Annotated in this window: 14 protein-coding genes; 8 read left to right on the plus strand and 6 right to left on the minus strand. The window is 67.1% G+C overall.

Going from position 1 to position 15490, the window contains the following annotated elements:
• Positions 1-9: 9 nt before the first annotated feature.
• The 3 genes from EYB42_RS10175 to EYB42_RS10185 are packed head-to-tail and all read right to left on the minus strand — an operon-like array spanning position 10 to position 3987.
• Positions 10-1425: an FGGY family carbohydrate kinase gene (locus EYB42_RS10175; protein ID WP_205909973.1), complete on the minus strand. Its 1416-nt coding sequence runs from the start codon at positions 1423-1425 to the stop codon at positions 10-12.
• The gene (locus EYB42_RS10180) at positions 1422-2612 is read right to left on the minus strand and encodes an NAD(P)/FAD-dependent oxidoreductase (RefSeq protein ID WP_135449992.1); all 1191 of its coding nucleotides are present in this window, start codon (positions 2610-2612) and stop codon (positions 1422-1424) included. Before EYB42_RS10180 ends, EYB42_RS10175 begins: the two co-directional genes overlap by 4 nt.
• Complete coding sequence (locus EYB42_RS10185) at positions 2605-3987, minus strand: NAD(P)/FAD-dependent oxidoreductase (protein WP_167850985.1); 1383 nt, start codon at positions 3985-3987, stop codon at positions 2605-2607. The genes EYB42_RS10180 and EYB42_RS10185 overlap by 8 nt, the downstream gene beginning before the upstream one ends.
• 156 nt (positions 3988-4143) lie before the next feature.
• Between EYB42_RS10185 and EYB42_RS10190 the strand changes: the two genes are divergently transcribed.
• Genes EYB42_RS10190 through dctP form a run of 4 tightly spaced genes read left to right on the plus strand, consistent with a single transcriptional unit; the run spans position 4144 to position 7918 of the window.
• Positions 4144-4902 (plus strand): DeoR/GlpR family DNA-binding transcription regulator, encoded by a 759-nt coding sequence (locus EYB42_RS10190; protein ID WP_135449994.1) that lies wholly within the window; start codon positions 4144-4146, stop codon positions 4900-4902.
• Positions 4903-4927: 25 nt separating this feature from the next.
• On the plus strand, positions 4928-5437 hold the full coding sequence (locus EYB42_RS10195) for a TRAP transporter small permease subunit (RefSeq protein ID WP_135449995.1): 510 nt from the start codon (positions 4928-4930) through the stop codon (positions 5435-5437).
• Positions 5438-6775, plus strand: a complete 1338-nt coding sequence (locus EYB42_RS10200) for a TRAP transporter large permease (protein WP_135449996.1) — start codon at positions 5438-5440, stop codon at positions 6773-6775.
• Positions 6776-6829: 54 nt separating this feature from the next.
• A complete protein-coding gene (dctP, locus tag EYB42_RS10205) occupies positions 6830-7918 on the plus strand; it encodes a TRAP transporter substrate-binding protein DctP (RefSeq protein ID WP_135449997.1) in 1089 nt (362 codons plus the stop codon).
• Positions 7919-7971: 53 nt separating this feature from the next.
• On the opposite strand, the gene EYB42_RS10210 is transcribed toward dctP, so the two are convergent.
• Entirely contained in the window at positions 7972-8541 is a 570-nt protein-coding gene (locus EYB42_RS10210) for a flavin reductase family protein (RefSeq protein ID WP_135449998.1), read from the minus strand.
• An 83-nt stretch (positions 8542-8624) separates the two neighbouring features.
• Here EYB42_RS10210 and EYB42_RS10215 point away from each other — a divergent pair, with 83 nt between their 5' ends.
• From EYB42_RS10215 to EYB42_RS10225, 3 genes are all read left to right on the plus strand, one after another.
• The gene (locus EYB42_RS10215) at positions 8625-9110 is read left to right on the plus strand and encodes a GNAT family N-acetyltransferase (protein ID WP_135450033.1); all 486 of its coding nucleotides are present in this window, start codon (positions 8625-8627) and stop codon (positions 9108-9110) included.
• Between the two features lie 57 nt (positions 9111-9167).
• Complete coding sequence (locus tag EYB42_RS10220) at positions 9168-9902, plus strand: EcsC family protein (RefSeq protein ID WP_240784079.1); 735 nt, start codon at positions 9168-9170, stop codon at positions 9900-9902.
• A gap of 85 nt (positions 9903-9987) precedes the next feature.
• Positions 9988-11463, plus strand: coding sequence for an AMP-binding protein (locus tag EYB42_RS10225; RefSeq protein ID WP_135450000.1), 1476 nt, complete (start codon positions 9988-9990; stop codon positions 11461-11463).
• A 257-nt stretch (positions 11464-11720) separates the two neighbouring features.
• Here EYB42_RS10225 and EYB42_RS17730 read toward each other — a convergent pair whose 3' ends face one another.
• The gene (locus EYB42_RS17730; protein ID WP_276605858.1) at positions 11721-11849 is read right to left on the minus strand and encodes a hypothetical protein; all 129 of its coding nucleotides are present in this window, start codon (positions 11847-11849) and stop codon (positions 11721-11723) included.
• A 112-nt stretch (positions 11850-11961) separates the two neighbouring features.
• Between EYB42_RS17730 and EYB42_RS10230 the strand changes: the two genes are divergently transcribed.
• Positions 11962-13152 (plus strand): PqqD family peptide modification chaperone, encoded by a 1191-nt coding sequence (locus tag EYB42_RS10230; protein ID WP_135450001.1) that lies wholly within the window; start codon positions 11962-11964, stop codon positions 13150-13152.
• A 6-nt stretch (positions 13153-13158) separates the two neighbouring features.
• On the opposite strand, the gene ptsP is transcribed toward EYB42_RS10230, so the two are convergent.
• Positions 13159-15405 carry a phosphoenolpyruvate--protein phosphotransferase gene (gene ptsP / locus EYB42_RS10235; RefSeq protein ID WP_135450002.1) on the minus strand — a complete coding sequence of 749 codons (2247 nt, stop codon included), beginning with the start codon at positions 15403-15405 and terminating at the stop codon, positions 13159-13161.
• Between the last annotated feature and the right edge of the window lie 85 nt (positions 15406-15490).

The raw sequence follows: 15490 nt of genomic DNA on the forward strand, positions 1-15490 counted from the left end.
GAGAGGGCGTCACGACAGCGCGGCGTAGCCTTCCACGGCGCGGCGGGCCTCGGCGAAGCGGGCAAGGCGGGAAGGGCCGGGGCGTGCGGGGCCGGCGGCGATGGTGCGTCCCGGTTGGTGGTCGGGGACGGCGATCCCCGCTGCCTTCGCGGCCATGCGGGCAAGGCCCATGGCGGTCAGTTCCGGCTCGTCGGAAAGATGCAGGTCGCGGCCCAGCGTCTCGGCCAGGAAGGCGGTGAAGTAGGGGTTGCGCGAAAGCCCGCCATCGACCGAGACCGGGCCTGCCGGCGGCTGCACGCTGGCCATGGCGTCCAGCACCTCGGCGGCGCGCAGCGCGATGCCTTCCAGCAGCGCCTGCATAAGGTCGCGGGGCCCATGGGCGAGGTCGAGGCCCAGCCAGGCCCCGCGCGCGGCGCGGTTCCAGTGCGGCGCGCCAAGGCCGACGAGCGCGGGCACGAAGGCGAGGCCTCGGTCGATGGCGGTGCCTTCGAACCTGGAAATCTGGGCGTAGTCGGCGAACAGGCCCAGCTTCCGCGCCCAGTTCACCGCCGAGGCCGCGGCATAGACCCCGCCATCCAGGGCATAGGTGACCGCGGCGCTGCCCTCGGCCCATGCCACGGTGGGCAGGATGCCGCTGTCGGGCCGCACGAGGCCCCCGGTCACGCATTGTGCGAAGGCCCCGGTGCCGAAGGTGATCTTGGTCTGACCCGGCGCGCGGCAGCCGTGGCCGTAGAGCGCGGCCTGCTGATCGACGATCGACGCCATCAGCAGCGCGCCGCCGGGCAGGGGGCCCAGGTCGCCCGAGGTGGGGGTGATCGTGGGCAACGCCGCCATCGGAACACCAAAAAGGCGGCAAAGTTCTGCATCCCAATCGCCCGAGGCGAGGTTCAGCAGCGAGGTGCGCGAGGCGGTGGCGATATCGGTCTGGAACCGCCCGGTCAGCCGGTCACGGAAGAAGGCGTCAGTGGTGCCAAGGCGCAGACGACCCTGTCGGGCAAGCTCGGCGGCTGCGGGGATGTGCCTGACGATCCAGCCAAGTTTCGAGGCTGAGAAATAGGGGTCGAGAGGCAGACCCGCACGCTCCATCACCATGTGCGCTGCGCCGTCACGCTCCAACGCGGCGGTGACATCGGTGGTGCGGTCGTCCTGCCAGCTGATCACCGGGCCGATGGGGCGACCGTCGCGGGCATCCCAGGCGAGGCAGCTTTCGCCCTGGTTTGACAGGCCCACGACCTGCGCATCCGATGCCTGAAGGCAGCGCAGGACGTTGGCCAGAAGCTCCTCGCCATCCTGTTCGACATGCCCGGGCGCGGGGGTGGCCTGCGCATGGGGCAGCGAAAGGATCGGGGTCAGGCGGCCATCGGCTCCGAGGACCAGCGCGCGGGTCGAGGTGGTGCCCTGATCGATGGCGGCGATGCGCATCATTCTTCCACCGTCACCAGAATGTCGCCTGTGCCGCGCGGCTGGGGCAGGGGCAGGGTGATGCGGCGTTCAGGCAGACTGTCGATGCGCCTTTCCAGAAGCGTTGCGCCGTCCTGCGCCAGCCGCAAGCGGCCCCGGACCGGGCGGGCGAGGCGCAGTTGCAGCCGGCCTTGGGCGCCCGCGACGATCACCTGCGGCAGGGCGAGTTTCACCGCATCCGAGGCGATGCGCAGGCGGGCACCGCCGGGGGGGGGAAGTTGGCCCTTCAGCGCGGCATGGATCGCGCCGGCCACATGCTGGCCTTCGGCCCAGCACCAGCCGGCTGTTTCCACCCCGCGCAAGAGGTTCCCGGCGGCGAAATAGGCCGGGTCGGTCAGGCGACCCCAGGGATCGACCACCGGGCCGCCGGAGGCGGGGTCAAGCTCCATGTGGCTTGCGCGGACCAGGGGGGCGTCGGGCCGGAAGCCGCCGGTGATGATGACGCCGTCTGTCTCGATCTCGTCGGGGCCGTCAGGGGTATCGACCAGGATGCGTTCCACCCGGCTGCGACCGAGGATCTGGGTGATCCGCGTTTTGAGGCGCAGGGGCACGCCCAGCGCCCAGGGTAGCCAGCCGGCGGGTGCGCGGGCGGTGATGCGGGGGCCGGGTTCCAGCATGGCGACCGGCTTGATCCCGGCCTCGCGGCAGGTAAGCAGGGCCGAGAAGGCAACGAGTTCGGTGCCAAGGATCACCGGGCGACGGAAGGGGCGCTGATGATTCAGGTGGACGATGCCCTGCAGCGCGCCGGTGTTCAGGACGCCAGCCTGTTTCTCGCCGCCGATCAGGCGTGCGGCGCGGCTGGTTTCGCGCACGCCAGTGGCCAGCAGGACGGCGGGGGCGGTCAGGGTTTCGCTGCCTTCGGGCGAGGTGATCTCGATCCGCCCGCCGGGGTGCAGTGCGGTGACAGTTGTCAGCGTGCGGATCTCGGCGCCGGCGGCAAGGGCCTCGGCCGCCAGCCGGCGGGCATAGGCCGGGCCGAACATCGGACGGTGGAATTCGCGGAAGCCGTAGGGCGAATGGGCGCAGTGCCGGGGGATGCCGCCGGGTTCGGGTTCCCGGTCCAGGACAAGCGTGCGGACGCCCCCGCGCGCAAGGCTCATGGCGGCGGAAAGGCCCGCAGGACCGGCGCCGATGATGATGACCTCAGTCATCCTCGCCCCCGAGCATCGGCTGGGCAAGGCGGCCTTCGGTGATACGCGCCAGTTCGGCAGAGCAGTAGAAGCCCTGGCAGCGGCCCATGGTGACGCGGGTGCGGCGCTTGAGCCCGCCCATGTTGCCCGCAGTGAGGGGGCCAGTCAGGGCGGCCTCGACCTCGCGGCGGGTGACGAGTTCGCAATGGCAGAGGATGCCGCCGTGGCCGGGCGCCTGCCAGTCGCGCGGGCCCTCGGTCGAAAGGTTGGGCATGCGTGGCCAGACGGGATCGGTCAGCGGCGTCCAGTTGCCCTTCGCAAGGCCAAGGACATGATCGGCGATGCCAAGGGCAGCGGAGAGGCCGGTGGAGCGGATGCCGCCGACGCAGATGTAGCCCTCGGCCAGGTCGTCGCGGATGCGGTATTCCTTCTCCTCAGTGGCCGGGCGCAGACCGGCATAGGTGGCTGTGACCTCGTGCCTCGCCAGGGCGGGCAGGATCTCGCAGCCGCGCCGGATCAGCGCCTGAAGCGTTGCGGTGTCCAGCGTGGCATGTTCGCGGTCGTCCTGCTCTTCTGCCGTGGGGCCGACCAGCAGATTGCCGAAGGCGGTGCGGCAGACGACGATGCCCTTGGTGATCTTCGTGGGCACCGGCAGGAGGATATGGCCGGCAAGCGCGGCGGCGGATTTGTCGAAGACCACGAACTGGCCCTTGCGCGGGCGGATCTCGAACCAGCTTTCGCCGATCAGGCGGCGGTCCACCTCATCCCCCCAGAGGCCGGCAGCGTTGATGACGAGGCCCGCCTCGACCGCGCCTGCCGTGGTGGCAAGATGCCAGATGCCCTGTGATCGGCGCCCGGCCAGCACCTCGGCCTGTCGCATCAGGATCGCGCCGTTATCGAGCGCCTGCAGCAGATAGCCATGCGCGGCCGACCAGGGGTCGATCAGGTGTTCGCCGGGGACACGGAAGCCCGCCAGCACGCGGTCGGAGAGCGCCGGTTCCAAGGCGCGCGCTTCGGCAGTGGAGAGGGGCGAGACATCGGTGACACCGTTCGCCACCGCCTGCGCCATAAGGGCGGGCAGGCTGGCGACCTCTTCCTCGGTCCAGGCCAGCACCATGGCGCCGGAGCGAATCACCGGCAGGCCGAGCCGGTCACGGATCTCGTGGTACATTCGGTAACCTTCACGCACGCAGGCCAGCTCAAGGCTGCCTTCGGGCGCGTCGAACCCGGTATGGAGGATCGCCGAGTTGCCCTTGGAGGCGCCGTCCAGGACATCCACCGCCTTTTCCAGAACCACGACGCGCGCGCCCGCAAGGGTAAAGGCGCGCGCCAAGGCACAGCCCACCACCCCGGCACCGATCACCGCCACGTCATAGTTGGGCAGGAGGTCGGGCAAGGCGCTCATCCTTGGATTGTGGCTTTCAACAGGAATTGACTAAGCGGGCAATCCTGTCAAGCTGAGGTAGGCCGGCGTGGCAGAATTTTCACCGTCCGGTCAAGAAATCTGTTGACCTTGGCCGGCGCGCTTGGTCGGCTGCGGTTGAGGAAGGTCATGAAGCCGCACGAACGACAGCCTCAGATCGAGGCGATCATCCGGCGCGAAGGGGAAGCCTCGGTCGAAATGCTGGCAGCACGCTTCGACGTATCGGCCGAGACGATCCGGCGCGACCTGTCGCTGCTTGCCGAACGGGGCCGTGTGCAGAAGGTGCATGGCGGGGCCAGGCGTCCGCTTCTGGTCGCCGAGCCCAGCCACGAGGTGCGCGAGGTCGTTTCGGCGGCGGAAAAGGCGCAGATCGGGCGGCGTCTGGCGGATGCAGTCGGCCCGGGCGAGACGCTGTTCATCGACACCGGATCGACCACGCTGGCCGCGGCCGAACCGCTGGCGGCGGTTCCCGGGTTGACGGTGATCACCAATTCCTGCCGGCTGGCAGAAAGGCTGGCGCAGGCCGGCTCGGATGCGGTGATTCACCTTCTGGGGGGGCGCTACGGGGCGGACAATGCCCAGACCACGGGCAGCGCCGTGATCGAGCAGATTGCCCTTTTTCGCGCCGACCGGGCGGTGCTGACGGTGGCAGCCTTCGATCCGGCGGTGGGGGCGATGGACGCAAGTCTTGACGAGGCCCAGGTCGCCCGGGCCATGATCCGCAACGCGCGCAGCGTCACGCTGCTGGCCGATGCCACGAAATTCGGTCGTTACGCGGCCTATGCGGTCTGCGGGACCGCGGATGCGGATCTTGTGATCAGTGACGGACGTTTGAACAGGGCGCACCGCGAGGCGCTGAAGGACAGGGGAGTGGAGCTTTGGACATGACGATGCAGCCAGATGCGGGGGCATCATGCCGCGCGTGATACGGTCCTATGTGCGGATCGTGGACAAGGTGTCGGACTGGGTGGGATACCTGGCCGCATCGCTGATCTTCATGATGGTGGCGACGCTTCTGTTCGATGCGCTGACGCGCAACGTGATCCGGGTGCCCGTCCACTGGGCGATCGAACTGACGCAGTTCACGCTGGCCGCCTATTACTTCATGGGGGGGGCGATCACGCTGAAGAACAACAGCCATGTTCGGATGGATCTCTGGTATGCCAACCTTTCGGACCGCGCCAAGGCGAAGCTGGATCTGGTCACGGTCTTCTGCCTGATCTTCTATCTGGTCGTGATGCTGATCGGTTCGATCTCGTCGCTGCAATACGCGATTGCAACGGGGGAACGGCGGTTTTCCATCTGGAACCCCTCGACGATCCCGATCAAGTCGCTGCTGACGGTGTGTCTGGTGCTGATGCTGTTGCAGGCGGTGTCGCTGGTATTCAAGCACATCGCCACCCTGCGTGGGGAGCAGCTGTAAATGTCGTACGAGATGATTGCACTGCTGATGTTCGCCTCGATGGCGCTGCTGCTGGTGACCGGCCAGCGGGTCTTTGCTGCCATCGGCTTTGTGGCGGCAGGGGCGGCGCTGCTGCTTTATGGCAACGGGGCGATCGAACTGCCCTACAACCAGGTCTTCAAGCTGTTCAACTGGTATGCGCTGCTGACGCTGCCGATGTTCATCTACATGGGCTACATCCTGGCGGAATCGGGGATCGCCGAAGACCTCTACAAGATGATGCATGTCTGGTTCGGCCGGGTGCCGGGGGGGCTGGCCATCGGGACGATCCTGGTCATGGTCATCATCTCGGCGATGAACGGGCTGTCGGTCGCGGGCATGGCCATCGGCGCGACTATCGCCCTGCCCGAGATGCTGCGGCGGGGTTACGACAAGGTGCTGATTTCCGGTGTGGTGCAGGGCGGGTCGTCCCTGGGCATCCTGATCCCGCCTTCGGTCGTGCTGGTGCTTTACGGCATGATCGCGCGGCAGCCGGTATCGAAGCTGTGGTTCGCGGGCCTGGTGCCGGGGCTGATCATGGCGGCGATGTTCATTGTCTACATCCTGATCCGCGCCAAGCTGAACCCCAAGCTCGCCCCACCGGTTCCCAGGGAAGAGCTGGAGATGCCCTTCCTGCAAAAGCTGGCGCTGGCGCGGGCCGGGATCATCCCGTTCCTGATCTTCTTCCTGATGACCGGGCTGTTCGTCTTCGGCTACACGAGCCTGGTGGAAAGTTCGGCCGTGGGGGCGACGGCGGCGACGCTGGCGGCGGTACTCAAGGGTCGCTTCACCTGGCGGCTGATCCGCGAGACGTCGATGAAGACGCTTGCGGTGTCCAGCATGTTCCTGTGGCTGATCCTGGCCGCGCTGGCCTTCGGATCCGTCTTCGACGGGCTGGGCGCAGTCAAGGCGGTCGAGCGGCTTTTCCTGACGCAGTGGGATCTGTCGCCCTGGACGATCATAATAATGATGCAGCTCAGCTTCCTGCTTCTGGGAATGTTCCTTGACGACACGGCCATGCTGGTGATCGTGGCGCCGCTTTACATTCCGCTGGTCGCCAGCCTGGATCTGGGCTTCGACAATCAGCTGATCTGGTACGGCGTTCTTTACACGATCACCTGCCAGATCGCCTACATCACGCCGCCCTTCGGCTACAACCTGTTCCTCATGCGCTCGCTCGCCCCGCGCGAGATCACCCTGCCGGACATCTACCGCTCGATCTGGCCCTTCGCAGCCATGATGGCGCTGACCATCGTGCTGTTGATGATGTTTCCGCAGATCGCGCTCTGGCTGCCCGAGCACATGAACGTCAGGGGTTGACCCACCCATCACCCACCGGGGCCGACAGAGCCCGCAACAACAGAGGAGACGACGATGACCGACCAGAAACCGCAAAGCCCGTCCGAGGCGATCCTTGCCTCGCGCCGCAGCTTCCTGCGCAAGTCCGTCATGGGCGCGGGCGCCGTGGCCGGGGCGACGCTGGCCGCACCTGCCGTGATTGCCCAGACGGGCCCGATCAAGTGGCGCCTGCAGACCTACTCCGGCGCACCCTTGGGCGCGCATGTGATCAAGCCACAGATCGACGCCTTCAATGCCGCCGCCAATGGCGAGATGGAGATCGAGCTTTACTACGCCGATCAGCTTGTACCTACCGCCGACCTGTTCCGCGCGCTGCAGAACGGTACGCTCGACGCCGTGCAGTCGGACGAGGCGACCATGGCCTCGCCGGTCGATATCTCGGTCTTCGGCGGCTACTTCCCGTTTGCCACCCGCTACAGCCTGGATGTGCCGGCGCTGTTCCGCTACTACGGACTGCAGGAAATCTGGGAAGAGGCCTACAGCGAGGTCGAGGGCGTGACCTGGCTTTCCTGCGGTGCCTGGGATCCGCTGCACATCTTCACGGTGAACAAGCCGATCCGCAGCCTGGCCGACATGAACGGCCTGCGCGTGTTCGGCGTGCCCACCGCCGGGCGCTTCCTGGCCCGCTATGGCCTGATCCCGGTGACGATCCCGTGGGATAACGTCGAGGTCGCGATGCAGACCGGCGAGATTGACGGCGTGGCCTGGTGCGGCTTCACCGAGGCCTACGAAGTCGGCTGGGCCGATGTCTGCAAGTATGCCCTGACGAACTCGGTCACCGGTGCCTGGTTCGGCAGCTATTTCGCCAACACCGCCAGCTGGCAGAAGGTCCCGCCGCACCTGCAGGAGCTGTTCAAGATCACCATCGACCAGTCGCACTACTACCGGGCGGTCTGGTACTGGGGCGGCGAGGCCAAGCTGCGCGTCGAGGGCGAGAAGATGGAGCTGACCTCGCTGCCTGACGAGGAATGGGCGCAGGTGGTCAAGGACGCCGAAGGCTTCTGGGACGAGATCGCCGCCCAGTCGCCGCGGTCTGCCAAGGTGGTCGAGGCGTTCAAGAAATACGCCGAGACGATGGAGAAGGCGGGCTATCCCTACCGCTAGGTTCGGCTGCCCGACGAGCAACGGAAAGGCAGGGGTGGGCAGCGATGCCCACCCTACGGTCGGCGAAGTTCGACGACCTCGCGCACGAAGGTATAGTCGTGGTAGCCCAGCCGCGCCGCCGGGGCATAGCGGGTATAGTCCAGCCTGCCGTTCACGATGCAGTCGTCGCGCAGGTGCACGCCTACCACCTCGCCGATCACCAGATGATCGTCTACCGGCAGGTCGATGATCTGCATCACCCGGCATTCCAGCGTTGCGGGCGCATCCGCCACGCGCGGGCAGTCGATCACCTGGCATTCCGCCTTGGCTACGCCCACGGTCTGGAACTCGTCGGTCCCGCGGGGAAAGCGGGCCGAGGTCGCGTTCATCGCCTGCAGCGCGGACTCGGCCACGATGTTCACTGCAAAGACCCCAGTTTCGCGCACGTTCGCCACCGTATCCAGCGGATCGCCGGAGAACATTACCTTGGGCGGCGTGTAGCCCACCGCGTTGAAGAAGGAATAGGGTGCCAGATTGTCGCCTGCCCCGGCTCGCGTGGATATCCATGCGATGGGGCGCGGCGCGACGATGGCGGAAAACGGGTTGTGGCGCAGGCCGTGGCCTTCGGCGGGGCGGTAGAACATTGGGCTGCCTTTCGCGATTTGATCCTGACATGTCGGCATGTTACGGCGCGGCTCACAAGCAGATTCGGGAACGGGGCGCGGGCGTGTATCGGCTGGAGGAAGAGACCGAAGCCGACTGGTGGGAGGTCGAGGCGCTTTACGATCTTTGCTTCGCGCCGGGGCGGACGGCACTGTCGTCCTACCGTCTGCGTGAAGGGGTGCCGACCGTCGCCCCCCTGTGCCTGACCTTGCGCGACGAGGATGGCACCCTTGCCGCGGCAATCCGCTATTGGCCCGTGCGCGTCGGCGGGCATGACACGCTGCTTCTGGGCCCCGTCGCGGTTCATCCGACCCGACAGGGTGAAGGGCTGGGCGCGCTCTTGATCAACGAAAGCCTGGCCGAGGCACGGCGGCTGGGATGGGAGCGCGTGCTGCTGGTGGGGGATGCCCCCTATTACGGTCGATTCGGGTTTCGCAAGCTGGAGGGGGTTGAGATGCCGCCACCCACCAACCCGGATCGCGTGCTGGGGCTGGAACTGAAGGCCGGCTCGTGGAAGGGCGTGACGGGACAGGTCGTCAAAGCGACCTGAGATCATTGCGACGTCGCGCGCCGGGGCCATATTCAGGGCATGGATCAGAACCTGCCCATGCCCCTTGCCCCCGACCTGTCGGCGGAAATCGCCGAACTTGCCCGCTGCCACGTCCGGGCAAACGGTCCGTTCATGCGGCTGGTGACGCGCCTGGGCGGCAAGCTGGAAGATCAGCTGAAGCTTGTTCCCGAATCCTTCCGCGATCAGCTGGACCGGGCAACGGCGCGGGCCCTTGAAGTGTCATATGGTCTTGCTTCACGGGCACCCGACATGGGGGGGCGCGCGCCTCTGGCGGCAGTGGTCGCCTCGGGTGCGGCGGGGGGCGCAGGGGGCATCGCCTCGGCGTTGGCGGAACTGCCGGTAACGGTGACGCTGATCCTGACCGCGATCAGGGCCGAGGCGCGCGCGGCAGGGTTCGACCCGGACGATCCGGCGATTCGGGCCGAATGCCTGCGTGTCTTCGGGGCGGGCAGTCCGCTGGCACAGGACGATGGGGTGAACACGTCGTTCTTCACAGCCCGGCTGACGCTGACCGGGCAGGCGGTGCAGAACCTGATCGCCTCTGTCGCGCCCCGTCTGGCCGCCGTACTGGGCCAGAAGCTGGCGGCGCAGGCGGTGCCGGTACTGGGCGCGCTATCAGGTGCGGCGCTGAACGCGGCCTTCCTGAACTATTACCGCGAAATTGCCCGTATCCGCTTTGCGCTTCTGCGCCTGGCCGGGGTGCATGGGGCCGAGACCGTGCTCGCGGCCTTCCGTGCTGCGGTCGAGCCGCCGCGGATCAGGCGGGCCTGAGCGCGGCGGCCACGAATTTTCTGCGAAAATTCTTGGGTTTCCCCAAGGGCGGCGCTACACCCCGCCCAAAACGGGGAGGCATGTGATGAGCGTGGATGTCATCGACAGGCTGCGAGACATGGCGGCGCGGGCGGACCGGGTCTGGATCCAGGGAAGCACAAGCTATGGCGACCTTCTGGCCGAGACCGGGCGCATGGCCCATGCCTTGGGCGCGCTGGGGCTGGCCAAGGGCGATCGGCTGCTGGTGCAGGTCGAAAAATGCCCCGAGGTGCTGTCACTGTATCTGGCTTGCCTTCGTGCGGGGGTGATCTTCCTGCCGGTAAACCCCGGATACACGGTGGCCGAGACGCAGCATTTCCTGACCGATGCCGAACCGGCGCTGGCCCTGGTCGAGCAGGCCCGGGTGGCTGCGGTCGAGGAGCTTGGTGCGCGCGCGATGAGTTTTGTCGATTTCCTGGCGCTCGCCGCGGGGCAGGGCGCCGATTTCCCCGACCCGCCCCATGCACCGGGCGATCTGGCGGCGATCCTTTACACCTCGGGCACCACCGGGCGGTCGAAGGGCGTGATGCTGAGCCGCGAGAACCTGGCATCGAACGCCGAGGCGCTGGTGGATCTGTGGAAGTTCACGGAAACCGATGTGCTTTTGCACGCATTGCCGGTCTTTCATACCCACGGACTGTTCGTGGCCACCAACTGCGCGCTGTACGCGGGCGCCTCGCTGGTCTTCCAGCGCTCGTTCCAGCCCGACGCAGTGCTTGCCGACCTTCCGAAGGCCACGGTGATGATGGGGGTGCCCACCTTCTACAGCCGGCTTCTGGCTGACCCGCGCCTGACGCCAGAGCTGTGCCGGGGGATGCGGCTGTTCATCTCGGGCTCTGCCCCCCTGTCGCCGGCGACCCATGCCGAATGGCGGGCGCGGACAGGGCACGTGATCCTGGAACGCTACGGGATGACCGAAACCAACATGATCACCTCGAACCCCTGTGACGGCGAACGGCGGGCAGGGACGGTCGGGATGCCCCTGCCGGGGGTGGAGGTGCGCGTCACCGGCCCGGACGGGGCCGTGCTGGCGCCGGGCGAGGCGGGGTCGATCGAGGTGAGGGGGCCGAATGTGTTCGGGGGCTATTGGCGCCTGCCGGAAAAGACTGCGGAAGAATTCCGCCCCGGCGGCTGGTTCGTGACCGGCGATCTGGGGGCCTTCGATGCAGAGGGGTATCTGTCGATTCTGGGCCGGGCAAAGGATCTGGTCATTACCGGGGGGCTCAACGTCTATCCGGCCGAGGTCGAGGCGGCGCTGGATGACCTGCCGGGCATTGCGGCGTCGGCGGTGATCGGCGTGCCGCATCCCGATTTTGGCGAGGCGGTGGTGGCCTGCGTGATCCCCGCGGCCGGGGCAAAGCTGGACGAAGCCACGATTCGCGCCGCGCTGCGCGATCGGCTGGCGGCTTTCAAGATTCCGAAGCGGGTGCTGGTTCTGTCCGAATTTCCGCGCAACGCCATGGGCAAGGTGCAGAAGGCAGATCTTCGGCGGCTGCATGCCGGGCTTTTTGCCGACGATTGACGGGATCCCGCCTATACCTGCGGTTTATGGTGGCGCGATAAACCTTTGGTGACTGGTCGATGCGGCACCGGTGCCGCAGGCTGTCTGACCCGTGCAACCCGGATCCGTCTGCAACTTGGCAGCGGACCAAACTGTAAAGGACAGTCGATGACCAGGAAACAGGATCCCGTCCACACCCGCCGCCGCGCGCTTGCCCGCCTTGGGGCGCTGGCACTTGCCGCCTATGCGACCCCGGCGATGACCACACTTAGCGTCGCTCAGGCCAAGAGTTCCAGCGGGTCGAGTGGCGCCAGCGGGTCGAGCAATCCCTCGCCAGCCAGCCCGCCGACCGCCCCCTCGCCTGCAAGCCCTCCCAGCAAGTCAAGCGCGCCGACCTCGCCCAGCACCTGTTCGGGCCCGACGGACGACGACGTCGGCTGTGCCGCTCCGCAGCCCTGAGGAAAAAGGTGATGCCTCTGGCGCCCTGGTTGCGCCAGAGGTATCGCCCGTGCAAGCGTGATGATGCTGGATGTGCATTTCCGGGGCCTTGCCGCCCCTCTGCGCCTGACCGCAGCCGAGGCCCTGCTGCCAGTGCTGGCCGAGGTCGATTCGGGCTGGCCCCATGCGGCCCGCACTGCTGATCCCGTGGCATGTCCGTTCTTTTCCATTGCCGGACAGGGTAGCCTCTATCGCTGCGAGAACCATGTCGAGGGGCGGCCAGCACGGCTGCTGGACGCGGTCAATGCAGTCTGTGATGCGGTCACGGGACTGGCGCTGGCCCTGCCGGCCCAGGACGACCGCCTGCTTTGCCTGCATGCGGCGGGGGTCGAGATGGGCGGGACACTGGTAGTTTTTCCGAATGTCCGACGTGCCGGGAAAAGCATGCTGGCGGCGGCGCTGGCGCGGGCCGGGCATCGGGTGTTCAGTGATGATGTGCTGCCCGTTGTCTTTCCGCCTGGTCAGCGTGCAGTGGCGCAGTCGATGGGGATAGCCCCGCGCTTGCGCCTGCCCTTGCCGGATACCTTGCCGCAGGGGTTCCGAGACTGGTCCGAACGGATTGCCGGGCCTCGGAACCGCCAGTATCGCTACCTGTCACTGCCCAACCCGCCACGGCGCGGTGAAAGCCTGCCCATCGGTGCCTTCGTGATCCTGGATCGCCGCGATGCCCCGGTGCCTGCGCGGCTGGAGGAGGCGGCGCCGGATGAGGCGATGGATGCGCTTCTGCACCAGAACTTCACGCGCGACCGCCATTCCGGGGATGTGCTGGCCGTGATGGCTGCCGCGCTGGAAGGGGTGCCTGTCCGGCGCCTGACCTATTCGGCGGCTGACGATGCCGCGGCCTGTCTGCACGGGGGGCTGGCGGTTCAGGCGCCTTCGCACCGGGCCGATGGCGCCGTCCTGCGCTTCCGACCGGCCGAGGCCGGGCCAGCGCCGGCCTCGCCAGATACCGGGGCAGTCTTGCGCCAGCGTCCGGGCACGGTTGCGCGGATCATTGGCGGCGCGCTTTACCTTGCCGATGCCGAGGGGCGCGCGATTCACCGGATGGACCCGCTGGCCGCCGCGATCTGGGAAATTCTGGAGGCCCCCACCATGCCCGCCGAGATCGAGCACATCCTTGCCGGGGCTTTCCCGGATGTTGACCGCATACGGCTGCGGTCCGATCTTGCGGGTCTGCTGGGAAACCTTAGCGCAGCCGGCCTGATCGAATGACCCGGCTCAGCCCGGCCCCTGGTTGGCCAGCCATTCCATCAGCAGGGGGCGTGCGCTTTCGGCGCCTTCTGTCCTGGCCCGTTCGATCACGGCGCGCACCTCGGCCAGGTTGACGCGACGGATCAGGGCCTTGACCGGGCCGACCGACGCCGGCCGCATCGACAGCGTGCGAAAGCCGATGGCGGCGAGTGCCAGCGCCTCGACCGGACGACCGGCATCCTCGCCACAGAAGGACAGGGGCGTGCCGGTTTCGGCGCAACGGGCGACTATGCCTTCGAGGAAGGTCAGGAAGGACAGGTTCAGCGTGTCGTAACGGCGGCGCACCAGTTCGTTTTCGCGGTCGGCGGCGAAGAAGAACTGCTTCAGGTCGTTGCCCCCGACCGAGACGAAATCGGCCAGCTCGAAGAAGGCGCGAGGCGCGAAGGCGAGCGAGGGGGTTTCCAGCATCGCGCCGATTTCGAGCCGGTCCGGGACCGGATGGCCCAGCGAGCGTTCCCGGTGCACCTCGCGCAGGACATGGGCACGGGCCTGCTGGAATTCGCTGTGTTCCGAAATCAGCGGAAACATGATCGTCAGCGGCCGCCCCTTCGCAGCCCGGATCAGGGCCTGAAGCTGCATCCGCAACACGCCCGGCTTGTCTAGCCCCACGCGCACGGCGCGCCAGCCCATGGCGGGGTTGGGCTCGTCCTGCGGCTTCATGTAGGGCAATACCTTGTCCGACCCGATGTCGAGCGTGCGGAAGGCCACGCGCTTGCCCTTGGCCGCATCCATGACACGGGCGTAGAGCGCGGCCAGTTCCGCCCTCTGCGGCATCCGCGACCGTATCAGGAATTGCAACTCGGTGCGGAACAGGCCCACCCCGTCTGCTCCCGAGCCTTCAAGGCTGGGCAGGTCGGCCATCAGGCCGGCGTTCATGTGCAGCGAGATGGTCGTGCCGCAAAGTGCCGTCGCGGGCAGATTGCGCAGGGACGCATAGCGCTTCTGTGCCTCGGCCTGCATGGCGATCTTGTCGCGGAAGGCGCGGGCGACCGTTTCCTCGGGCCGCAGATGGACGACGCCCTGGTCACCGTCCACAAGGATCGGGTCGCCGTTCAGGGCCTCGGTCGTGATCCGTTCGGCATTGATCACCAAAGGGATCGCAAGCGCCCGCGCGACGATGGCGGCATGCGATCCGACCGACCCTTCCTCCAACACCACGCCCTTCAGCTTGCGCCCGTAGTCCAGGAGTTCGGCCGGGCCGATGTTGCGCGCGACCAGGACCGGATTGTCTGGCATCTCGGCGCCGGTGTCCTTGCCCTGACCGGTCAGGATGCGCAACAGACGGTTCGACAGATCGTCAAGATCCGAAAGCCGCTCGCGCAGATAGGCGTCGGGCACCTGTTCCATCCGCGCGCGGGCGGCAGACTGTTCCTTTTCCACCGCAGCCTCGGCCGAAAGGCCGCGCATGATGTCTTCCTCCATCCGCCGCAGCCAGCCGCGGGAATGGGCGAACATCCGATAAGCTTCCAGGACCTGCTTCTGCTCCTTGTCCAGATGTTCGGCCGCCAGCAGGTCGTCGATCGAGACGCGCAGCTCGCCCACCGCGGCGCGGATGCGCTCGATCTCGGTCAACGGGTCGTCTGCCACGGGGTTGGTGATGACGACGCGCGGCTCGTGCAGCCACACCCGGCCTTCCGCGGCGCCTTCCTGGCCCGAGCCGCCGCGGAACATCACTGGCTGCTTGTGCAGCGCGCGGATGCCGTTCTCCTCGCTGGTGAAGGCGCCAAGCTCGGTCATCTCGGCCAGCACCATCGCGACGACATCCAGCGCATATATCTCGTCTTCCGAGAACTGCCGTGCGGTCCTCGACTGGACAACCAGCACGCCCAGCTTCTCGCCCACCCGCTGGATGGGCACCCCGAGGAACGAGGAATACAGTTCCTCCCCCGTCTCGGGCATGTAGCGGAAGCCCTTTTCACTGGGTGCGTCGGCGGTATTGACCGGCATGCCGGTGCGCGCGACACGGCCGACCAGACCCTCGCCCAGCTTCATCCGGGTCTTGTGGACAGCAGACTTGTTCAGGCCCTGCGTGGCGCACAGTTCCAGCGTCTCGGAATCACGGAAAAGATAGATCGAGCAGACCTCGGTTCCCATGCTGTCGGCGATCAGATGGGTGATCTGGTCCAGCCGGTCCTGGCCCTTTCCCGGCACGGCCAGCGTGTCGCGCAGGCGGCGCAGAAGCTTGCGGCTGTCGCTTTCACTCCGATCCGGCATCAGGCATCCCTGCGGTTGTTTTCCCCTTCTATAGGGGGACGCCACGCGGAAGGGAACGACTTTGCTCACGGCTCTGGCCGCAGCA

This window comes from Tabrizicola caldifontis (assembly GCF_004762095.1).
In the GTDB taxonomy this organism is placed as follows: Bacteria; Pseudomonadota; Alphaproteobacteria; order Rhodobacterales; family Rhodobacteraceae; genus Tabrizicola; species Tabrizicola caldifontis.